A 21,917-nucleotide genomic window follows, 5' to 3' on the forward strand; every position below is an offset into this window, starting at 1 on the left:
CATGAGCGCACACGCAGCGGCACGACAATCCGGGCTGTCGGTGATCGACGGCGTCGCCATGCTGGTCGGCGTGGTGATCGGCGTCGGCATCTTCGGCTTTCCGCCCCTGGTGGCCCAGCATGCCGACAACGCCTTCCTGTACATCGGCCTGTGGCTGGCCGGCGGCCTGGTGATGCTGGTCGGCGCGCTGTGTTATGCCGAACTGGGCGCCGGTTACCCGGATCGTGGGGGCGAATACCATTACCTGCACCTGGCCTGGGGCCGGCAGATCAGCCTGCTGTTCGCCTGGGCCAGGGGCACGGTGATCCAGACCGGGGCGATCGCGGTGGTCGCCTTCATCTACGGTGACTACGCCCAGCGCCTGCTGCCGCTCGGTGAATACGGCAGCGCCTGGCACGCCACCCTCGTGGTGCTGGCGCTGACGGCCCTGAATATCCTCGGCACCCACGAATCCAAACGCCTGCAGGTGCTGTTCACCGGCATCACCCTGCTGGCGCTGGTCACGGTGATTCTCGCAGGCCTGCTGCTGGCCGAACCGGTGGCCGACGTGGCGCCAGCCGCTGCCGATGCCGGCGGGAACATGGCCGGTATGCTCGGCATGGGCATGGTATTCGTGCTGCTGACTTACGGCGGCTGGAACGAAGCCGCGTACCTGTCCGGCGAATTGCGCAACCCAGGCCGCAACATGAGCCGCGTGCTGCTGATCGGCACCCTGGTGGTGACCGGCGTCTACCTGCTGGCCAACCTGGTGTTCCTCAACATCTTCAGCCTCGACGGCCTGCGCCAGTCCAGCGCCATCGGCGCCGACCTGATGACCATCGTCGCCGGCCCCTGGGGCGGCGTGCTGCTCAGCGTGCTGATCTGCATCACCGCGATCAGCACCCTGAACGCCACCATCCTTACCGGCTCGCGGGTCTATTACGCCCTGGGCCGCGACGTGCCGCAGCTGTCGATGCTCGGCGCCTGGAACGACCGCGCCGCCACGCCGGTACGAGCGTTGCTGGTGCAATGCCTGATCACCCTGCCGCTGCTGCTGTTCGGCGCCCTGAGCGAAAACGGCGTGCAGAGCATGGTCGCCTACACCGCGCCGGTATTCTGGTTGTTCATGTGCCTGACCGCCCTGTCGCTGTTGCGCCTGCGTCGCCTGAACCCAGATCGCGCCCGACCGTTCAGCGTGCCGCTCTACCCGCTGCTGCCCGTGCTGTTCGCCGCCAGCTGCCTGGGGCTGTTCTGGTCGAGCGCCCTGTATGCCGGGGTTGGCGCTCTGCTCGGCCTGGCGATTCTGGCCGCCGGGCTGCCCTTGCTGCTGCTGCAACGGCCGGCCGAGGCGGTGGCGAGCGATTCGAACTGAACGGATTTCTGTGTTACACAGGCCCTCCCCGCCTTACAGGAGACTGCCTGCCATGCCGCCGAAACCGCCCATCGAACTGCTGATCTGCGACTGCGACGGCGTACTGATCGACAGCGAGATCATCGCCGAGCACCACCTGCACTCGGCGCTGGCCGAGCACTATCCGGCCCATGAGCTGGACGTGGTGCTGGCCGGTACCTTCGGTCTGCAGACCGCCGATATCATCGCCCGGGCCGAGGCGCATTTCGACAAGCCGCTGCCGGATGGTTTCCTGGAGAAGAACCGTGCCATCACCAAGGCGCTGATCCGCGAGAAAGTGCAGCCGATCCCTGGTGTGCACGAAGCGCTGATGCAGATCGACCTGCCGCTCGCCGTGGCCTCCAACAGCCACGCCGATGCCGTGGCCTTCGCCCTGCAGCGCTGCGAGCTAGTCGAGCGCGTCAACGTCGGGGCCTTCAGTGCCGACCAGGTAGAAAGACCAAAACCAGCGCCGGATCTCTACCTGCTGGCCGCCGAACGCGCGGGCGTCGACCCGAGCCGCTGCCTGGTGGTCGAGGACAGCGCCACCGGCGTCACCGCGGCGCTGACCGCCGGCATGCAGGTGATCGGTTTTCTCGGCGCCAGCCACATTCCGCCCGAGCATGGGGAGACCCTGGGCCAACTGGGCGTTCATCACTTGATCGGGCGCATGAGCGAGCTGCCGGCGCTGGTGGAGCGCTTGCGTCACGGCAGCGATTAAAGAACGGTCTCAGGCCTGGGCAGCGGGATTACGTCGCTGCCACTCGTCCACCACATCGCCCATGGTTTGCGGCGTGCCGCTGCGTATCCAGGCCATGAACGGCCGATCGAAGCGAAACGCAGCGCCGCATTGCTGCGTCATGAAGCGCCGCACGTTCTGGGTGTTGCGGTAATCGCGGCTTACCTGTGTGTCGCGGGTGATGGTGCCGCCGTGCCAGTCGAATGCCATGCTGCTTTCCCTGCCGATGGAGTGGGCCGTCACAGTACAAGCCAGCCGATGAGTGCGCCAGTTACGACAACTAGCCAGGGCGGCAGCTTGCCGGCCATCAGCGCCACCAGTGCGAGCAGCACCAGGGCGAAGTCCAGCAGACTGCCGACGGCGCTGGTGCCTACCGGCTGATAGAGCGTGGCCAGCAGCAGGCCGACCACCCCGGCATTCACCCCCGCCAGTGCCGCCTGCAAGTGTGCCCGGGTGCGCAGTCGCGCCCAGAAGGGCAGCACGCCGACCAGCAGCAGAAATGACGGCGCGAAGATCGCCACCAGGCACAGCAGCCCGCCCAGCACACCGGCGATGGCCGTGCCTAGAAAGGCAGCGAAGGTGAACAGCGGCCCCGGCACCGCCTGGGTAGCGCCGTAACCAGCCAGGAACAGGTCGTTGCTCAACCAGCCATCCGGCACCAGCTCGGCCTGCAACAACGGCAGCATCACGTGGCCGCCGCCAAACACCAGGGCGCCGGTTCTGTAGAACACCTCGAACAGGCTCAGTAGCGGGCTGTCGGCAACATGTGCGAGCAGTGGCAAGCCAACCAGCAGCAACGCGAAGAGCGCCAGCCACAGCGCCCCGGCGCGGCGGCTGATGGCAACCGGCAGCGCCTCGGCCTGGGTTTGCGCTTTCGTGTCGAGCACCGCAACGCCCACTAGCCCGGCACCGAGAATCGCCGCCAGTTGCCCGACTGCGCCCGGCACCAGTAGCGCGACGGCAGCGGCCCCCAGCATCAAGACGCGCCGTGGCGTATCCGGGCACAACGAGCGAGCCATGCCCCACACCGCCTGGGCGACGATGGCGGCGGCAACGATCTTCAGGCCATGCAGGGCGCCGGACGCCAGGGCATCGCCCTGCCCCGCCAGGCCCAGGGCAAAGGCCATCAGCAGCAATGCCGACGGCAGCGTGAAGCCAAGCCACGCTGCCAGCGCGCCGCGGTAACCCGCTTGCGACAGGCCGATGGCCATGCCGACCTTGCTGCTGGCAGCCCCCGGCATGAACTGGGCGATGGCGATGAGCTCGGCATAGGCGGCCTCACTCAACCAGCGCCGACAGCTGACGAATTCCTGGCGAAAGTAGCCGAGATGGGCGACTGGCCCACCGAACGAGGTGAGCCCCAAACGCAGGAAGATCAGAAAGATCGACCAGGGCCGACGGTCATCCGGAGGGGTAGCGGGCATGCAGGCTTCTCGACAGGACAGCTGAAAGCAGCGCCGGCACGCAGCCAGCGAGCGCACCAATGTGCCCTGTCGCCATGACTTTTTAAAGACGCTTCGGTATGCAGCTAGCTACCCTTCAGGGATCGGCTCATGGCCTTGGCCATGTCTTGGTCGACCTGATGCTTCCAGTCACGATCCCGATCACTGTCCGGCAGCAAGCGCCGTTCAATGGCGGCCGTGGCGCTGGCCTGGCACTGGCGAAAGCCATCGTCCCAGCCGGTGGCGTACTGCTTGTCGGCCAGGTACACCGGCACGTTCTTGCGAAATGCACCGAGCGCCTTGGCCGCGCTGTCGCCGCTGGTGCAACCATCGGCGTAGCCGGAGGCGAAGGCTGGCGGATATCCCTGGGCCAGCAGGTAGTCGCGGGTACTCTGGCACCCCCCCAGCAGCGGCACCAGCAGCACTGCCATAAGAACCGAAACTCTGCTGACCATGGTGATCACCTCGCTACTCGTTGAGCGCGTCGAGCAGCTTGTCGCGCAACGCGCAGTAGGCCCAGGGGCTGGTGCTGCAGGCGCCGCTGGCCAGGGCCTGACCGAAGCGCGTCAGATCGACCTCGCGCACGTAGCGCTCGGCATCCTCGAAGCGTTCCTGGCCGCCGAAACCGCCACCGCGCATTTCGGCAATCGCCTGCTGCTTGCTCCAGCCCTGATAGACGATGCGGTACATGGCAGCGATCAGTCCGGTGCGGTTCTGCCCGTGCTTGCAGTGGATCAGTACCGGGCCGCGCGCCTGCGCCTCGCGGATACTGCGCAGCGCCTGCAGTACGTCGGCATCGTCGACACGGTCGGCGTGCAATGGCTGCTGGATCAGGCGAATGTTCGGGTCGTTCAGCCACTCGGCATCGCTGCGCTGATAGAAGTTGATCACCGTGGCAATCTTCAGGCGCTGCAGCTCGCCCTGCTGACTCGCCTTGGGCAGCGCACTGCGATACAGGTCGGGCTGCATGCGATAGAGGTTGAAGCTCTTGTCCACAGGCGTCGCCCATTGCAGGTCCGCCGCCGGGCTTTGCATGGCGCTCCAGGCAGGTACGCCAGGCACACACAGGAAGATGGCGAGCAGCAGTGCACGCAGGTTCAGGGTCTTCATCCGTGTAGCTCCCTAGACAGGACCGGTGAGGGCAGCGCCGGCTGCGCCGCCTTGCGATAGAGCAGTACGCGGTAGCCCACCACGGCGATCAGCCAGTCGAGCAGCAACGTCCATAGGTTGTGGGAGAGAAAATGCGCGCCCTGCATCATCCGCCCCAGCGACAGCACGCAGCCCAGGGTCAGGGCAAAGCCCAGCGCCCAACGCGCCAGACGTGGTCGGCGGTCACGCAAGGCGAAGTACAGCGCCAACAGGGAAAAACCGGTGGAGGCATGGCCGCCCGGCCAGCAACGCCCGGGCTTGTCGGTAACCGGGCGCTCACCGATCAGCGGGCTGAACGCCTCGTGGCCGCCGAACTGGGTGAGGCTCCAGGGGCATTGCACGGCGGTCAGGGTCTTGAGCGGCGGCACGATGCTGGTCGACAGCCCCAGCGCCAACACCAGGTAGCCCAGCTCGCGGCGCCAGCTACGCAGGCGCACCGGCAACAGGCTGATGAGAAAGGCGGCGATGCACGCCACGCCCAGGCAGATGACCAGAATCTTGACCTGGTCGTGCAGCACGTTTTCCAACCAGGAACTGCGTCCACCGATAAACCCTGTGACCGGATCATAGAGGATTTCGGCCAGGGCGAAGTCCAGCGGCTTGGGGTCGAGCACCAGCAGCAGAGCCATCAGGCCCAGCGGCAGCACCAGCCACAGGCGAAAGTCGAAGAACCGCGACGGGTGGCGAGCGGATGTCATGGCGTACTCCCGAGCCGGCTTCATGGTTTCACCGCCACAGCGGCCGAATGATCGGGCTGCCAGCTCAGCAGGTCATGGGTGAAGCCGTGGCTGGCGCCCTGGTAGTAGACGATATCGCGCGCCATCAGCGGGTCGGCCTTGGTGGTCGTCTGCTCGCGGCTGATGCCCAGGGCGTCGTCATGGCGGCGCATCGCCCGTTTGGGGCTGAGAATTGCCAAGTTCTGGCCATCGAACAGGCCCAGGTGCTGGTAGTTGCCGATCAGCGCACGACCGGGCGGCGCGTCGTCACGTAGCACGTTGTGGCCGAAGAAGGTCGAGGTGTAATCGAAGCCCAGCAGGCCCAACAGGGTCGGCGCGATGTCGATCTGGCTGGTCAGCTTGCTGACCTCCGCAGGCTCGATGATGCCCGGCGCGTAGATGAACAACGGGATGTGGTAGTTGGCCACAGGCAGGTCTTCCTTACCGGCGCTGCCCGCGGTGTGGTCAGCGACGAACACGAACAGGGTATTGGCGAACCAGGGCTTGCTCTTCGCTTCAGCGAGGAAGCGGCCGATGGCGTAGTCGGTGTACTTCAGCGCACCGTCGCGCCCTTTGCCGGAGGGAATGTCGATGCGTCCTTCCGGGTAGGTGTAAGGGCGGTGGTTGGAGGTGGTCATCAGTTGCAGGAAGAACGGCTTGCCGGCGGCATGCTCGGTATCGGCGACGCGCAGGGTCTGCGCGTAGAGATCTTCGTCGCTCATGCCCCAGGCGTTCTGGAAGACCATCTCATCGCTGGGCACGCTGCTCTGGTCGACGATCCGGTAGCCGTTGCCACCGAAGAAGGCGTTCATGTTGTCGAAGTAGCCGCGCCCGCCGTAGATGAACACGCTGTCGTAGCCCTTGGCGCGGAACTGCTGGCCAAGGCTGGCATAACCGGATTCGCGGCCGATACGCTTGACGATCGAGCGCCCGGGCGTTGGCGGCATTGACAGGGTGATGGCCTCCAGACCGCGGTCGGTGCGGGTGCCGGTGGCGTACAGGTTGCTGAAGAACAGGCTCTGCTTGCTCAGTGCATCGAGATTCGGCGTCAGGCCACGGGGATCGCCGAAGGCGCCCAGGTAGCGCGCACTCAGACTCTCGACGGTGACCAGCACCACGTTATGGCGCTGCTCGGGGCCGGGGTTGTCGATCACCCGGCGGATGTCCTCGGGGTCATCGTTAACGAAGCGGGCGTTGCTTTCGGCCACTTCCTGGCGCAACAGCGAGCCAACCTTCTCATCAGGCAGGGTGGCGTAGAACTTCATGTAGTCCAGCTCGTTGTTGCGAAAAGCCGCGAAGAACTGGAACGGGCCGTTGCTGGCCAGCTCGTTCTGGTAGGCGTTGCCGCCCAGGCCACGGGGCACATTCTGGTTGATCGCCAGGGTCGCCAGCAGCGCCACGGCCAGCAGCAGGCCCCAGGCGCCCAAGGCCTTCTTATGCGGCATCAGCGGCGCATTCAGCGCCCGGCTCACCGGGTTCTTCAAGGCCACAGCCAGGAACACCGCCACCAGGGCGAGCGCGGCGATCAGCGGATACACCGGGTAGGACTCGAGAATGTTGTTGATCACCTCCTCGGAATACACCAGGTAATCCACGGCGATGAAGTTGAAGCGCACGCCGAACTCGTCCCAGAACAGCCATTCGGCGGTGGCGGTGAACAGCATCACGAACAGGCTGATGCCCAGCAGCAGGTGAAGGAACGCGCCGTGGGCGCGACTGCGCCACAGCCGCTGCGGGCAGAGCAGCAGGTACAGCCCAAGGGGCAGCGCGGCATACAACAGGAAGGTCGCGTCATAGACCAATCCCACCGCAAAGATGCGCAGGATCTCCAGGGGGCCGGCGCTGGCGTCGCCCCAGTGGGCGACCAGCAGCGCGCCGCGGGTCAACAGGAAGATGCTTGTCCAGGCCAGCAGGACAATGGTGAGGTAACGTAGTTGGGCGTAGCGAAGCTGTGGCATCGTATGATCCTGGCTGGATGAACGAGCTCAGTTTCGCGATGGCCCCGTGAGGGCTTCGTCATGGCTTTGTGAAAAAAACGTCAATCCCCGTGAAGAGAACGTTGCATGCGCATTCTGGTGATCGAAGACAACCGCGACATCCTGGCCAATATCCTCGACTACCTGCAGCTCAAGGGGTACACGGCCGATTGCGCCCAGGACGGTTTGAGCGGCCTGCACCTGGCCACCCAGGGGCACTACGACCTGATCGTGCTGGACATCATGCTGCCCGGGCTGGACGGCTATCAGCTGTGCCGCCGCCTGCGTGAAGAGGCGCGCAGCAGCATCCCGATCCTCATGCTCACCGCCCGCGATGCCCTAGAGGATCGCCTGCAGGGCCTCAGCGCCGGCGCCGACGACTACCTGATCAAGCCCTTCGCGCTGTCCGAGCTGGTGGCGCGTATCGAAGCCATTCTGCGCCGTTCCCAGGGCAATCGCCGACGTTTACTGGAAGTCGCCGATTTAGCCTACGACCTGGACATGCTCAGCGTGACCCGTGCCGGCCACACCATCAAGCTCAATCCGCTGGGCATGAAGCTGTTGATGATTCTGATGCAGCGCTCCCCCGCCGTGGTGCGCCGCGAAGCGCTGGAAGAAGCCCTATGGGGCGACGACTGCCCCGACAGTGACAGCCTGCGCAGCCATGTGCACCAGTTACGCCAGGCCATCGACAAACCCTTCGCCACCGCCCTGCTGCACACCGTGCATGGCGTGGGCTACCGGCTGGCGGCGATTCCCGATGCAAAGTAAGCAGCCGTTTCGCCGGCGTATCCTTATCGCCTTCGTGACCATGACCATTCTGGTCAGCGGGGTGTTTTCCCTGAGCATCGTGGCGATCGTGCACCTGATCGAGGAGCACCTGGTGTCCGAGGGGCTGTCCCTGGAACTGGATGTGGTGATGCAGCAGGACTTGCAAAGCGGCCAGCAACCCCGTCTGGATTCGCGAACCCGTTTCTTCGCCTCCACCTCTCCGCAGTATTCGATTCCCAAGCGCTACGCCCACAAGCCGGAGGGGTTCAGCGAAAGCTTCGAAGGCGACCAGGCTTACTACGTGTTCACCCGGCTGATCAGGGGTGACCGCTACGTGCTGGTGCAGGATCAGAGCGAGTTCGAACGGCGCGAACGGGTACTGTTCAACGTGGTGCTGGCAGGTTTTCTGCTGTCGGTGCTGTGCGCACTGGTCTTGGGCTGGTTCATTTCGCAGCGGGTCATGCAACCGGTCAGCCGCTTGGCCAACCAGGTACGCCACCGCGATCAGCTATTGCCGCTGGCACCGGCCATGGCGCCGGAATACGCAGACGACGAAGTGGGCCAGCTGGCAGCGGCCTTCGACAGCACCCTGGGCCGCCTGCGCCAGTCGCTGGAGCGCGAGCGGCTGTTCACCAGCGACGTCAGCCACGAGCTGCGCACGCCGCTGATGGTCATCGGCAGCTCCTGCGAATTGCTGCTGCAGGCCGACCTGCAACCCACACAGCGCAAGCAGGTCGAGCGCATCGAGCGCGCCAGCGCGGAGATGCAGGACCTGGTGCAGACCTTCCTGCAACTGGCCCGGGTGAAAGGTAATGAAAGCCTGTTCGCCGGCAGCGCCAGCCTGCAGCAAATTGCCGACGATCAGGTGGACACCTGGGCGCCGCTGATGGCCGAGAAAGGCCTGGATTTCAGCCTCGAGGTACAGGGACATCATGAGGGCATCTACAACCCCACGCTGCTGCGCACGGTAATGGCCAACCTGCTGCGTAATGCCTGGCACTACACCGAAAGCGGCTTCGTGAAACTGACCCTGCAGGCGGACGGTTTCCGCGTCGAGGACAGCGGCGTCGGCATCCCGGAACAGCAGCACGCGCAGATATTCGACCCCTTCGTGCGCGGCGAACAGGCCCGCGGCGAGGGCCTGGGGCTGGGCCTGTCGCTGGTCAAACGTATTTGCGCCCATCAGGGCTGGCAGATCACCGTACGTAGCCTGCCGGTAGCCGGCAGTTGTTTTCAGGTGGTACTGCAGCCGGCCAACTGACATTTTTTTCACTTTTGTTTGACGAGTTCATCAGAACCGCCTGACTAGCATCGAGGCACTTCCCAAGAGGTGCCTCGTCATGTCCAAATCCCGTTCCATCGAACTGGCCTTCTCCGGCAAATACGACCTGCAACACGCCCAGAGCTACCTGCACAAGCACCAGGACGGCCTGGCCCGACGCCTGTCGCACTGGCGTGACGTGCAGGTCGGGCGCAGCGCCCTACGCCTGGCCGGCGAGCCCGATCTGGTGCTGGACCTGCCTTGCGGCGCTGGCCGCTTCTGGCCGCTGCTCGCCGAGCAACCGAACCGGGTGATCCTGGCCGCCGACAACTCGGCCGACATGCTCGCCACGGCGCTGGCCGCCCAACCACCCGAGGTGGTCGGCCGAGTGCAAACCTTCAAGACTTCCGCCTTCGATATCACCCTAGGCGACAACGCGGTGGACTGCGTGTTCTGCATTCGTCTGCTGCATCACTTCCAATCAACGGAACACCGTTTGGCGGCATTACGTGAATTTCACCGCGTGACTCGTGATACGGTGATCGTTTCGCTGTGGGTCGATGGCAACTACAAGGCCTGGCGGCGCAACCGCCTGGAAAAACGCCGCGGCGCGGGCGAGAATCGCTTCGTGGTGCGCCGTGAGCAAATCGAGTCCGAGTTTCGTGAAGCGGGGTTCCAGATTCTGGGGCATCGGGATTTTTTACCCGGCTATGCTATGTGGCGAACCTATATCCTGCGCAAACGTGAGGTACTGTAATGGCGACAGTGATCGGTCAAGAGACCGCAACGGGTGTCAACACAACGTTCGAACGTTGGTGGCAATGCAATGGGCAATGGGTAGAACCTCTGAACCAGCGTCGCTGTGGTGAAAGTGGCGTGCAACTGCTGGAGCCACGCGACCCTCTGCGCCCTGCTCTCTACAGCAAACGCCAGACCGGCCACCTGTATCGCAGCCTGAGCCACCCACTGGGCCGCCCGACCATCATGCGCGAGCTACAGGCTTATCAGGCCTTCGCCAAATTGGGTGTGAGCGTACCAACACTCGTTTATGGCTCGGCCAGAAAGCACCAGGGCCAATGGCAAGCGCTGCTGATCACCCAGGCGCTGACAGGCTTTATCAATCTGGATCAGTGGTATGAACACGAGCACAGCGCCGCGCATTCGGCCTGCATGCTAAATGCCCTGGCCGGTGCTTTGGCGCGCATGCACAAGGGCCGTTGGCAGCATGGCTGCTGCTATGCAAAGCACATCTTCATCAAAATGAACGACCGTGACGGCAGCCCACCCAGCGCCGATATCGCGTTGCTCGACCTGGAAAAAAGCCGCCGCCGCTGGCGCACCGCCGACGCCTCGCGCCATGACATGCGCCAGCTGAAGCGTCATTGCGGGGCGATGCCCGAGAGCGACTGGCAACTGCTGATGCAGGCCTATACGGCGGCGCTGGCCGCTTAAAACCTATTCACGATCTTTCGGCTAGACGCCAGCGCCTTGGCTGCAAAGTGGCGGGAGCAGCCAGCTTTTCCCTCTGGCTGGACTGGTGATTACCGGTAGGAGCGGGCCATGCCCGCGAAAAAATCACGGCCATGGACTAGGCGTCCCCGCCCGTTCCCACAGGCCGTAGGATGGGTCAGGCCGCGTAGGTGAAACCCATCGCAATTTGATGGGTTTCACCCATCCTACAGTCAACCACCGCTTTTGCCTGGTAACAGCCTCTTCGATGCCCCTTTAAACAGGGCGTAAATAGACTCTCAGAGCAAGAACGGAGCTCAGCCGAGGGTTTGCCGGGCGGTTTCTCGCCGGCCCGGCTGCGCCTGATATAGATAGCGGGTAAAGGTATCCTTCGGTCGCTCCAGCCCATTGATCGCCAGCGTCCGCGCGGCCATGCCGCGGTGATTGCTGCCATGGGTCAGCAGGTGCAGCAGCACCTCTTCGACTGATAACTGGCCGAGATCACCATCGGTGAAACGAAAGACGATAACCCGCTGTAGTTCTTCAGCTGTGGCACGTTCTGCGAAGGTGACTAGCCAGGCATCGTTCTGCGCGATGCGTGCCCTGAGCTCGTCAAACGTGGGCGTCTCGCGGGTATTGTCACCGCTGTAGCACTCTGCTTCACCGGACAGGCGACTGATAAACAGGCTGTCGACCACCGTGGTGTGATTGAGGATACGGATAAAGAACTCCGCGTCCTTCTCGGAAAGCTGTTCTAGCTGGCGCTCGCCCAGCGCGAGTAGCTCCTCATTCGCCCATTTCTTGTACTTGAAAGCATCAGCGAACAGCATGTCGCAACTCCAGCGATAGTAAGCAGAACGGACTAGAACCGTCGCCGACGATCTCTTTATCCACAATCGAAACAGTGACCTGCCTGATGACGGCGCCTAATAAGCCGAGGGAGCACTAAATCGTGCCACCCACCACTCATTCACCTTGAATTCAACAGCTCCTAACGAACCCGCTTATCGCTTACAAATTTATAATCAACCTTTTCATCACGCGTTAGGTCATATAGAACTGGCCTTACACTGTACATGCCGCGCACCTGATCATTACGCGGCGTTAAAAATTTAGCATAATACTTATGATTCGGCTCAGCATTAAATTCAACAAGATACTCCCTAATCTCAGCATTCCCATTAAAGTGATGAAAGCTAACACGCTGAACGCCAGCAGGCACTTCCACCTGAAAATTCCCATCAATCGGCAAGCCGGCAAAAGTCTTGGCAAACTGCAGAGAGCCTTTCCCATTGATTGCAGTCGGCGGGTGAGCATCCTTCCAGCCCCAGAAGGAGTCGACAGGTACCCCGAGTTTATTGAGAGTATCTTGCGACACTACTGAAGTGATGATCGAGCTGGGTGCTTTGTCATCAGCGTGTTGCGGATCCATCCTGTAAGTGGGCATGCTGTCAGGATCTCTGACACAACCGCACAATAGAACGGCCGCAATCACCATTATCGCTTGCACACTTCTAAACATGTTTCTGCCCCAATGGTTTCCACAGAGCCTCCGCGCGCGGATAGCATCTGGCTGATCAAATTGAACCGTATCATGCAGCAACAGCTTAACCAACTATTTAACGGGCTCGTTACAATAGGCCTTCAGACTAAGAACCGATGTGGGTGTGTCGCCTATATTCGTCTTGGTGGATACAATCATGTTTGCATTCTGATCTCCCTCCAGCTTATAAGGCTTATCACCGCATACCTTTCTGGCCTTTCTATTGATTTTCATGAGCAATTCTTCACGTGAATTAAATATGCTGCCATGGCTCGAAATTGTATATTCCCCAGGCGCAGTCTCGAATGCACTTGTCCAAGTGCAACCGGAAAGAAACGTGCAGCATACTGAGAAAAGCAAAACCTTCTTCACTTCAATACCTCAATCTACAATACGCACCGAAGAACGATGCTCGCTCAATAAATATATTCGTCGAATAGAACCATCCTGAGAACAAGCGAAACCCTGCGCTTCAGGGTAAAGAGTGGATGACGCTTTTCTACAACCAATTGTTATATAACTTAACGACTGGTGGTTCGTAGACACGTAATCCACGCTTAGAACTAACGAATGAACTGAAACTCGCCATTGGCCTTCTCGACAGCCGAGCGGATTGCATCACTTTTTCCAAGATCACCAGAATAAAGTATCGTCATACCGCTTAGATCCTGCGAGTCCACGGCATTCCTGATCACGGCAACATCCAGCGCCCCATTTTGGCTGCCGATAATCAGAAAGCCTTTATCTCCCGCAGCCCTTGCCGCCGACAGTGCATTTCTGAGCGGCGTGACATTGGCGTCGCCGCCAGCGGCGATGGCCAGGTTATCGGCAAGCAGGCCGTGAGATGGGATTTTTACGCTGGGAAGGCTGACGCTGTTCTGCCCTGCCGGAAGCTGGGTCACGTAGAACGCATTGGCTTCCTGATAGATCTGGCTGTCGGTCTTGTGCTGCGAGGCGCAGCCAGCCAGGGCGATGAACAAAACGGTGCATGCTAGCTTTTTCACTGAAACTCCTTGTGTCGCCCAACTTCCTGGTAGAGCAGCCGGCCGCGCGGCAACTCGGTGAAGCGCAGTATCTTAGTCAGCATGCGAAAGCCAGCCAAGCCCACACTAAGACACCAACCTCACATCATCCAATCCTTCACCACCATATGGGTCTTGACCTTGAACACGCCCGGCAGGTTTTCGATTTCGCCGCGTACTTCGGCCAGCCGTTCCATGGAAGCCGCTTCCAGATAGATCAGCATGTCCGTTTCGCCGCTGATGCCCGAGCAGCGGCGCACTTCCGGGAAGGCGCGCATACGCTCGACGTACTGCTCGCAGCGTCCGCCCTTGTAGAACAGCTCCAGATAGGCCTTGACCACTATCGTCGCTGGCTCGGCAATGCGCGCGTGATAGCCCTGGATGACCCCGGACGCTTCCAGCTGGCGTATCCGCTCGCTCACCGCGGAACGTGACAGGTTGACCTGGCGGGCCACCTCGGTAACGGTCAGGCGCGCGTCGGCGCACAACAGGGCGATGATGCGTTGATCGAACTTGTCCACTGAAGCTCTCTGCAAACAGGATGACGGCCATTGCCGCCGTTTCGTCGGTGATCGGCGACGCTTCGCCAGCAGCCGCGCAAGCGAAGCGGCCTTACCATGGCGATACGGCCGGCAGACGCTCTGCCCGGAGCCGCGTCAGGAGCGAGAGCATACAACATGAGCCGATTGAACAAGGAACTGGGGCTGCTGCAGGGTGTGGGTTTGCTGAGCACCTCACTGCTCGGCACCGGGGTTTTCGTGATTCCCGCGCTGGCCGCCACGGCTGCTGGCGAGATTTCGCTGTGGGCCTGGCTGCTGTTGATGGCGCTGGTGCTGCCGATGGCCTTCACCTTCGCCCAGCTCGGCCGCCATTACCCGCACGCGGGCGGTGCGCCTCATCTGATCGGCCGCGCGTTCGGCGCGCCCATGGAGCGCACCAGCGCCTGGCTGTTTCTCGCCGTGATTCCGGTGGGACTACCGGCGGCGCTGAATATCGCCAGCGGCTTCTGGCACGCCTTGTTCAACCTCAGCGACCTGGCGGTCCTGTCCATCCAGCTCGCCACCCTGGGCATCATTCTGCTGCTCGGCCAGCGCCCGGCCCGTACCTCAGGCGGCGTGCAAATCGTCATCGCCCTGACCATCGTCGCCACCATCGCGCTGATCTGGTTCAAGGGCGACCTGCCCCACGCCAAGCAACCGCTGCTGCCGCCCCTGGCAGGCAACTGGCAGCTGCTGCCGGTGGCCCTGGGCGTGATGTTCTGGTGTTTCGTCGGCATCGAGGCCTTCACCCACCTGGGCGAGGAATTCAAGAACCCGCAGCGCGACTTCCCCCTCGCCTTGCTGCTCGGCGTGCTGCTCGCCGGGCTGGTGTACTGGGCCTGTTCGGTGGCGGTGCTGAGTTTCCATGCCTACGGCGACGCGCGCACCGATGCCGCCTCGCTGCCCCTGATGCTCGACGTGCTGCTCGGCGACCAGGCCCGCTGGCTCAGCGCGAGCATCGGCTACCTGGCCTGTTTCGCCTCGATGAACGTGTATATCCAGGGCTTCTCGCGGCTGATCTGGAGCCTGGCCGACGAGGGCAAGCTGCCGCGGATGCTGGCGGTGCGCAACGCCAATGGCGTACCGGCCAGGGCGCTGCTGCTGGTGGTGCTCAGTTGCGCCCTGAGCGCCACGCTGATCTGGAGCCTGTCGCTGTCGCTCGACCAACTTATCCGCTACGCCAACGGTAACTTCATCGTCATCTACCTGCTCAGCATGGCAGCCGGCTGGCTGTTGCTGCGCGGCCTGTGGCGTTGGCTGGCCGGGCTCAGCACACTGCTGTGCCTGGGCCTGCTGCTGACGTTGGGCTTCGATGCGCTGTACGCCACAGGCCTGCTGGCCGGCTTGCTGATTTTTGATCGCCTGCCACTGCTGCGGCGTACGAACCTCTCAGCTCTGCCACCAGCGCCGTAACTGCCAGCGCCAGCGTGCCGGCGGGAACTCGCCGTGCCAGCCCAGGCGTACGCCGAGGCGCTGGCGCAAACGCCAGAATGCCAGGTGCCTCGAGCCGGCCATGTCCTCGGCCTGGCGCAGGGTCTCACGGGCCCAGGCCGGGTCCTGATTGGCGACAGCCGAGCGGGCAAGCTTGATCAGCGCGCCATAGAAGTCACGGGAGGAGGCGCCCTCCAGGCGTCCCAGCCACTGTTCCAATGCGGCCTGATCGTTGTCCAGGGCCGCATCGACCGCCATCCAGACCATCGAATCGACGTCGTTTGGCTCACGCTCCAGGGCCAGGCACGACACCTCGGCAGCAACGTCATTCAGGCCGCGGATGCGATAGCCCAGCGCCAGGTTGCCCAGGCACCAGGCCTGAGTATCGGGCCGGCGCCAGTCGCTCAGGGTCTCGAACATCAAGCCATAGCGCTTGCTCTCGATCAGCGCATAGCTGGCCGCGCCCCACACGTCGGCGCTTTCGGCCAACGCCTGGCGGCAACGCTTGAGGGTGGACCCCAGCAGGATCCGGTTGGCATGCGGGTGCCGGCCCAGCACCCGGAACATCGCACACTTGGCGGCATGCCTGGAGTCGTTGCGCAGCGCCTTGTTGAAGGCCGCCGACAGGGTCAGGTTGCTGAACATGTCGTGGGTGCGCCAGCCCAGCCAGGTTTCCACCGCCGCGCTGTGCAGCTCGCCGGCCACCACGCCGGCATCCAGCACCCGGCGCAGCACCGGTTCGCGCACAGGGAAGTCGGCGACATCCCGCTCCCAGTTGGCCTCGCCCGCCGGGTCGCTGGCCAGTGCGCTAAGCGCGCGCTGCAGCAGCGCCTTGTCGCCGTTACCCCTGGCAATGGGCAGCACGCGGCGCCAGGCAGTGACCGGATCGCCTGCTTCGAGCAGGGCATCTAGGCGTTCCAGAGCCGCACTCGTACCATGCAGCTCACACAGCAGGTCGAAGGTGTTGAGCGCCGCGAACGGGTAGCGCCCATCCAGCGCCCAGGCCTGCTCGAAGGCCGGTAACGCTTCGGCCCTGTCGCCGTTGAGCAATAGCGCGTGGCCAAGGAAGCCATGGGCCATGGCCAGCCGCGGCTCCAGGCGCACCATCTCACGGGCCGCGGCGATGTAAGCCGGGTAGTGAGCATCCTCGTCATGCCAATCGGCCAGTTGCCGCCAGCCATCGTAGTAGTCCGGATGCTGCGCCAGCAGCGCGCGCAGCGCCTCGATGGCGCCGCTGTCGCCTTCGGCGCGCAGGGCACGCGGGCCATACAGGGCCATTTCCACCGGCGGTTTGCCTCCCCAGCAGGGCGCGGCGAGCAACTCGCGTACTTCGTCGAAGCGCTCGCCTTCCATCAGCAACTGCAGCAAGCGGTCGTTGATGGCACGGTTGCGCGGGCTGTAAGCCAGCGCTGCGCGCAGGGCGTTCTCCCGTGCCTCGCGGTCGGTTTCCAGGTCCGCCAGGGCCAGCCAGGCGTCGACATCGCCAGGACGGTTTTCCACCAGTTGCCTGGCCAGTTGCAGTGGCCGCTCGCCGCTCTGCAGTTGCTCGGCATAGTACTTGAGCTGATTCCACGCCCACTCGTGGCCCGGCTCGGCGCGCAGCACCCGCTCGGTCTGGTCGGCGGCCTCGGCGAACGCCTCGCGGCGCCCCAGCACGTATGCCAGGTAGGCACGCAGCTCGGTGTCTTCCGGTACCTGCGACACCACCTGGCGCAACTGCTGCTCGGCCTCGTCGAGGCGCCCGTCCTGCTCCAGCAGGCAGTCGACGTGCAGGCTCACCGTGGGCGTCCACAGCGGGTTGATGCGAAAGCTTTCCTGCAGGGCCTGGCAGCAGGCGTCCAGCTCGCCCTGCTGCTTGTGCAGCCGCGCCAGCTCCAGCGACAGCCGCGGCAGCAGCGGAAAGCGTTCGATGGCACGGCTCAGGGTGTCGGCGGCTGCCGCGTATTGCTCCATGCGCGCCTGCTGACGGGCGACCACCACCCACAGCTGCCAGAGATCCTCGCGCTGAACGAGCGCTTCACGCAGTTGCTCGAGCAGCGCCTGAGGTTCGAGCAAGCGCTGCGCCTGTTGCTCGTAGGCCAGCCAGCCATCACCGAAGGTCACCTGGCGGACCAGCTCGGCATGGATGGCGCCCAGGGTTTCGACGGCCTGCTGATGGTTTTCGCAGGTATCGAGCAGCATGTTGCTGGCGTACTCGTTGTCAGCGAACAGGCCCAGAGCCCGCTGGAAAGCGTCGCGGGCGGCCTCGCGCTGACCATCCTGCAGCAGCACGAAGCCGTGGGTGGAGTGAAAATAGGTGTTCTGGGCATCGACCAGGCCGGCCTGCCGGCACACATCCAGAGCCTCGGCACGGCGGCCCTGGCGTGCCAGGCAACCGGCCAGCTCGCGCAGCGTCCAGGCGTGTTCCGGATGATTGTCCAGCAGGCGTCGCAGAGCCTGCTCGGTGGCCGGCAGCGAACGTCGCTTGGCCCGCTCGATCTGCAGCTCGGCGATCCCAAGATGGTGCGGATACTCGGCGGCCAGCGCCTCGACATAGGCGTCGGCGGCCTCGCTGCCCTCCCCTTGTTCGAGCAGCGTCACGCAGAGGCGGTGCGCCCCTACTGCCAGCGGCTCGAGCATGGCGGCCTCGCGCGCCCAGGCCAGGGTCTGGCGCGGCTCGTCCATGCGCCGCATGCCAGCCTGCACGGCGGCGCGCAGCCATGTCGCACGGCGGCACAAGGATTCAGCACGACCGAGCAGTACCTGGCAGGCCTGGGCATCGCCGTTACGGCCATGGTGCTCGGCCAGGCCAAGCAGCAACTCACCATCTGCCGGACGCCAGGCCAGTGCCTGCTCCAGCAGCGCCTGCGCCTCGTAGGGGCGCTGCATTTCTTCCAGCGTTTCGCTCAAGGTCAGGCTGGGCGCCGCCGCCAAGCGGCCAAGCCGCGCCTGGCGCCGCTCGAGGAACTGCAGGCCCTCGGCGGTTCTGCCCAGCGCCCGCAGGGCGCGGAAATACTGCACCGCGTAGCCTTCGTGGGACGCATGCAGGCAGGCCGCCAGGCGATACAGTTCGCAGGCTTCTTCGCGGCGATTCTCGCCCCAGCGCAGGCTGGCCAGGCTGTTCCAGGCGCGGGCCTGGGTGGGCGTCTGCAGCAGCACGCGCTGCAGAATGCCGGCCACCTGTTCGTGGCAACGGCCATCCTCGCTGAGTAACTCCGCGTAACGCACGCTGATGGTCGGCTCGTTCCAGCGCGCCTGGCAATGCCCGCCCAGCCACTCGAGCTGCACGCAGCGCGGTTGCAGCTGGGCCAGTGAGGTGGCCTTGGAGAGGATCAGGTTGGCATCGTCGGGGAACTGCGCGAGCAGCGCCTCAGTGCCCTGCAGCACTTCGCGTTCCTGGCCGTCGTACCAGCCCAGCGAACGCTGCGCCTGCCAGGTCAGCCGATGCTCGGGGCTCAGCGCCTGCAGAGCCTGGTAAGCCGCCAGCGCCTCGTCACGCTGGTGTGCTTCCAGGGCACTGGTGAAGCGATAGTAGACATCCCACAGCTCGCGATCCGGCAGGCTCAGACCGTCCAGCAGCACAGCCTGGTCGGGTGGCAACAGCAGCATGCCGCGCGGCCCGGAGGCGCGCTGCGACTCGAACAGCAGCTCGGCCAGGCTCTCGCCATGGTGGGGCTGCGCCGGGTCACGCACCAGCAGGGTGCCACGCGGCTCGTCATAGCCGACCAGCGCTTGCAGGTGCCCGCTGCCGGTGTATTGCAGGGTCAGGGTGAAGGGTATGCCGCGGTCGATCAGCGCCCGACTACTAGCCCAGTCCGCGGTAAACTCCACGGCGAGGTAGCCGTTACGCTCGGCCCAGGCGCGCTCGGCCTGGTGCGTGGTGCCGTCGTAACAGATCTCCTCGGCGACCTCGAGGTGCTCGACGCGCTTGCCCCAGTAATCGGAAATCGCCGTCAGCGTTGCCGGCACGCAGGTCATGTGGTGCTGGCGCACGAAAGGCACGGGCAACAGCACCCGGCGCCCGCTGGGGCTGGCCAGGTGCGCCTGGATCTTCTCGTAGAACCCGCCACCGGCCTTCTCCGCCAACTGCCGGCCGGCGGCGTAGTCACCCTGCAGGCAGGCGATGTCGCAGCGGCGCGCGGCGATCCAGTCGGCAGAGCTACGCTCCTCGATGCACTGCAGCGTCTGCATGTGGTCGAGCCAGGTGCGGGCCTCGTCGAGCTCTTCGCGCTCGATCAGCAGGTTGACCAAGTGGGCACAGATCGTCGTGCTCTCCATCTCCCGGGCGCCGCGACGCAGCAGCTGTAACGCGGCGTCAGTCTGCCCCAACTGCAACTGCAGGCCGGCCGCCTGGGTCAGCGCCGAGCGAAAGTCCGGCTGACGGGCCAGCACCTGTTCGCACAGGGTCAGGGCCTCCTCGCGGCGGTCTTCCAGCTCCAGGCCATGGCTGCGCTCGACCAAGAGCCACGGGTCATCGTCACCGTGCTGGCAGGCCTGCTCGTAGAGCGCCTGGGCCGTTTCGAAGTCGCGCAGCGAGGCGTACAGGTAGGCCTTGAACGACAGCCATTCGGCCCGTTGTGCCCCATCGGCCGGCAGCCAGTCGCCGAAGTTCTGCAGCAGGCGCCAGGCCCGGTAGTGCCCACGCCGGGCCATCTGCATGCGCAGAAAGCGCAGCCGCGCCGGGGCAGACTCCGGGTAGCGGCGGTACGCCAGCCAGGTCAGCGCATCGGCCAGCCGTGGCGCGCCAATGTGCCCAGCCAGGCGCGCCATGCAGCCCATGGCCTCGGCGCCCTGCCAGTAACGCGGGTCGCCCTGCTCGCTGGCCAGGGCATAGGCCTGCAGGTGCAGGCCGCGGTCGACCAGCGCCTCGATTTGCGCCAACAGCGCTGGCGAAGGAAGCTGAGCATTGGGGTTGAAAGCGGACATGGAGCGTCCTTCCCTGGTCATCGGATGTCGGCAAGCACTCTATTGCGAGCCGTTACTCGCGACAAGGCTGGCACGCTGCACCTGTGACGGCCTGCTCGGGTACACTTGGCCGCCGTCTCCAACCCGCTGTCCCGAGGACCTCCCATGCCGATCCGCCACTGCATCGTCCACCTGATCGACAAGAAGCCCGACGGCAGCCCTGCCGTGTTGCACGCCCGCGACACCGAACTGGGCGCCTCCCAGGCCATCGAGAACATGCTGGCCGACCTCAACGACAGCTACAACGCCAAGCAGGGCAAGGCCTGGGGTTTCTTCCACGAGGAGTCCGGTGCCTACCCGTTCAGCGGCTGGCTGAAAACCTACCTGGAAGACGGAGAAGATTTCACCGCCTTCAGCCGCCAGGCCGTCGAGCACCTGCAGAAGCTGATGGAAGAGTCCAACCTGTCCACCGGCGGCCACGTGCTGTTCGCCCACTACCAGCAAGGCATGACCGACTATCTGGCCATCGCCCTGCTGCACCACAGCGAAGGCGTGGCAGTGAACGACGCGCTGGACGTTACCCCGGCCAAGCACCTGGACCTCGGCCAACTGCACCTGGCGGCGCGCATCAACATCAGCGAGTGGCGCAACAACAAGCAGTCCAAGCAGTACATCTCGTTCATCAAGGGCAAGAACGGCAAGAAGGTCTCGGAGTACTTCCGTGACTTCATTGGCTGTCAGGAGGGGGTCGATTCACCCAGCGAAACCCGCACCCTGCTCAAGGCCTTCAGCGACTTCGTCGAGAGCGAGGATTTGCCCGAAGAACAGGCCCGCGCCAAAACCGACACCCTGGTCGACTACGCCACCAGCCAGGCCAAGATGGGCGAACCGATGACCCTGGAAGAACTCTCCGGGCTGATCGACGAGGAGCGCCCAAAGGCCTTCTACGACCATATCCGCAACAAGGATTACGGCCTGTCGCCGGAGATTCCCGCCGATAAACGCACCCTGAGCCAGTTCCGCCGCTTCACCGGCCGCGCCGAGGGCCTGTCGATCAGCTTCGAGGCCCACCTGCTGGGCTCCAAGATCGAGTATGACGAAGCGTCCGACACCCTGACCATCCGCAACCTGCCGACCCAGCTGACCGACCAGTTGAAACGCCGCAAGGATTGAGCGATAACGCCAGGGTCTGGTCCCGTTTCAGCCAAGCGTAAAACGAGAACAGCCCCCAGGCCACCCTGCCGAGACGCCTCTCATGAAACGGATTTTGCTGATAATCGTGGCGCTCGCCGCCTGGCAACACTGGGATCGCCTCGAGCCGATGCTATTCGGCAAACCACAGCAGGTGGCCGGCCATGGTGAAGTCATCCTCTACGCCACCAGCTGGTGCGGCTACTGCGCCCAGACCCGCGAGTTTCTCGGCGAGCGCGGTATCGCCTATACCGAAATGGACATCGAAAAATCCCCCGAAGCCCGCCGCGCCTATGACGCCCTGGGCGGGCGCGGCGTGCCGGTGCTCAAGGTCAACGGCACGGTGATCCACGGCTATAACCCGCAGGGGATTCTGGCGGCGTATTGAGTGGCGCGGGCACCTAGCAGCCTGTGAACTTGTAACGCGAAGCGCTG

At 64.0% G+C, this 21,917-nt stretch carries 20 protein-coding genes; 9 read left to right on the forward strand and 11 right to left on the reverse strand.

The features are described from left to right. Window position 1 precedes the first annotated feature (1 nt). Both FB481_RS13020 and FB481_RS13025 read left to right on the forward strand, forming a co-directional pair. Window positions 2-1,351, forward strand: coding sequence for an APC family permease (locus FB481_RS13020; protein ID WP_147176675.1), 1,350 nt, complete (start codon window positions 2-4; stop codon window positions 1,349-1,351). A 52-nt stretch (window positions 1,352-1,403) separates the two neighbouring features. After that, a complete protein-coding gene (locus FB481_RS13025) occupies window positions 1,404-2,090 on the forward strand; it encodes an HAD family phosphatase (protein WP_147176676.1) in 687 nt (228 codons plus the stop codon). Window positions 2,091-2,099: 9 nt separating this feature from the next. Here FB481_RS13025 and FB481_RS13030 read toward each other — a convergent pair whose 3' ends face one another. From FB481_RS13030 to FB481_RS13055, 6 genes are all read right to left on the reverse strand, one after another. After that, window positions 2,100-2,318: a DUF6434 domain-containing protein gene (locus tag FB481_RS13030; protein WP_093506183.1), complete on the reverse strand. Its 219-nt coding sequence runs from the start codon at window positions 2,316-2,318 to the stop codon at window positions 2,100-2,102. A 29-nt stretch (window positions 2,319-2,347) separates the two neighbouring features. After that, entirely contained in the window at window positions 2,348-3,532 is a 1,185-nt protein-coding gene (chrA, locus tag FB481_RS13035) for a chromate efflux transporter (RefSeq protein ID WP_147176677.1), read from the reverse strand. A gap of 104 nt (window positions 3,533-3,636) precedes the next feature. Next, window positions 3,637-4,005, reverse strand: a complete 369-nt coding sequence (locus FB481_RS13040; RefSeq protein WP_093506255.1) for a hypothetical protein — start codon at window positions 4,003-4,005, stop codon at window positions 3,637-3,639. Window positions 4,006-4,018: 13 nt separating this feature from the next. After that, entirely contained in the window at window positions 4,019-4,660 is a 642-nt protein-coding gene (locus FB481_RS13045) for a dual specificity protein phosphatase family protein (protein WP_147176678.1), read from the reverse strand. Then, on the reverse strand, window positions 4,657-5,397 hold the full coding sequence (locus FB481_RS13050; RefSeq protein WP_147176679.1) for a phosphatase PAP2 family protein: 741 nt from the start codon (window positions 5,395-5,397) through the stop codon (window positions 4,657-4,659). Before FB481_RS13050 ends, FB481_RS13045 begins: the two co-directional genes overlap by 4 nt. A 20-nt stretch (window positions 5,398-5,417) precedes the next feature. Next, entirely contained in the window at window positions 5,418-7,373 is a 1,956-nt protein-coding gene (locus tag FB481_RS13055) for an LTA synthase family protein (RefSeq protein WP_147176680.1), read from the reverse strand. Window positions 7,374-7,478: 105 nt separating this feature from the next. Here FB481_RS13055 and FB481_RS13060 point away from each other — a divergent pair, with 105 nt between their 5' ends. From FB481_RS13060 to FB481_RS13075, 4 genes are all read left to right on the forward strand, one after another. Further along, window positions 7,479-8,162: a response regulator transcription factor gene (locus tag FB481_RS13060; protein ID WP_147176681.1), complete on the forward strand. Its 684-nt coding sequence runs from the start codon at window positions 7,479-7,481 to the stop codon at window positions 8,160-8,162. Next, window positions 8,152-9,423, forward strand: coding sequence for a HAMP domain-containing sensor histidine kinase (locus tag FB481_RS13065; RefSeq protein WP_093506193.1), 1,272 nt, complete (start codon window positions 8,152-8,154; stop codon window positions 9,421-9,423). Before FB481_RS13060 ends, FB481_RS13065 begins: the two co-directional genes overlap by 11 nt. Window positions 9,424-9,502: 79 nt before the next feature. Then, a complete protein-coding gene (locus FB481_RS13070) occupies window positions 9,503-10,180 on the forward strand; it encodes a class I SAM-dependent methyltransferase (protein WP_147176682.1) in 678 nt (225 codons plus the stop codon). Then, on the forward strand, window positions 10,180-10,875 hold the full coding sequence (locus tag FB481_RS13075; RefSeq protein WP_147176683.1) for a lipopolysaccharide kinase InaA family protein: 696 nt from the start codon (window positions 10,180-10,182) through the stop codon (window positions 10,873-10,875). Before FB481_RS13070 ends, FB481_RS13075 begins: the two co-directional genes overlap by 1 nt. A gap of 314 nt (window positions 10,876-11,189) precedes the next feature. On the opposite strand, the gene FB481_RS13080 is transcribed toward FB481_RS13075, so the two are convergent. The 4 genes from FB481_RS13080 to FB481_RS13100 all read right to left on the reverse strand — a co-directional run bounded on the left by FB481_RS13080 (window position 11,190) and on the right by FB481_RS13100 (window position 13,958). Further along, the gene (locus FB481_RS13080) at window positions 11,190-11,702 is read right to left on the reverse strand and encodes a DinB family protein (protein WP_147176684.1); all 513 of its coding nucleotides are present in this window, start codon (window positions 11,700-11,702) and stop codon (window positions 11,190-11,192) included. A gap of 161 nt (window positions 11,703-11,863) precedes the next feature. Then, window positions 11,864-12,319, reverse strand: coding sequence for a hypothetical protein (locus FB481_RS13085; RefSeq protein WP_147176685.1), 456 nt, complete (start codon window positions 12,317-12,319; stop codon window positions 11,864-11,866). Between the two features lie 659 nt (window positions 12,320-12,978). Next, window positions 12,979-13,419 carry a hypothetical protein gene (locus tag FB481_RS13095; RefSeq protein ID WP_147176687.1) on the reverse strand — a complete coding sequence of 147 codons (441 nt, stop codon included), beginning with the start codon at window positions 13,417-13,419 and terminating at the stop codon, window positions 12,979-12,981. Window positions 13,420-13,538: 119 nt separating this feature from the next. Continuing rightward, window positions 13,539-13,958, reverse strand: coding sequence for an Lrp/AsnC family transcriptional regulator (locus FB481_RS13100; protein WP_147176688.1), 420 nt, complete (start codon window positions 13,956-13,958; stop codon window positions 13,539-13,541). A gap of 156 nt (window positions 13,959-14,114) precedes the next feature. On the opposite strand from FB481_RS13100, the gene yjeH reads away from it, so the two are divergent. Then, complete coding sequence (yjeH, locus tag FB481_RS13105; RefSeq protein WP_147176689.1) at window positions 14,115-15,389, forward strand: L-methionine/branched-chain amino acid transporter; 1,275 nt, start codon at window positions 14,115-14,117, stop codon at window positions 15,387-15,389. Here the strand turns inward: yjeH and FB481_RS13110 are convergent. Next, entirely contained in the window at window positions 15,366-20,312 is a 4,947-nt protein-coding gene (locus FB481_RS13110; protein ID WP_147176690.1) for a tetratricopeptide repeat protein, read from the reverse strand. The genes yjeH and FB481_RS13110 overlap by 24 nt on opposite strands. A gap of 144 nt (window positions 20,313-20,456) precedes the next feature. Between FB481_RS13110 and yejK the strand changes: the two genes are divergently transcribed. After that, window positions 20,457-21,464 carry a nucleoid-associated protein YejK gene (gene yejK / locus FB481_RS13115; protein ID WP_147176691.1) on the forward strand — a complete coding sequence of 336 codons (1,008 nt, stop codon included), beginning with the start codon at window positions 20,457-20,459 and terminating at the stop codon, window positions 21,462-21,464. Window positions 21,465-21,546: 82 nt separating this feature from the next. Further along, window positions 21,547-21,870, forward strand: coding sequence for a glutaredoxin family protein (locus tag FB481_RS13120; protein WP_147176692.1), 324 nt, complete (start codon window positions 21,547-21,549; stop codon window positions 21,868-21,870). Window positions 21,871-21,917 lie beyond the last annotated feature (47 nt).

This window comes from Pseudomonas sp. AG1028 (assembly GCF_007993955.1).
GTDB classification, from domain to species: Bacteria; Pseudomonadota; Gammaproteobacteria; order Pseudomonadales; family Pseudomonadaceae; genus Aquipseudomonas; species Aquipseudomonas straminea.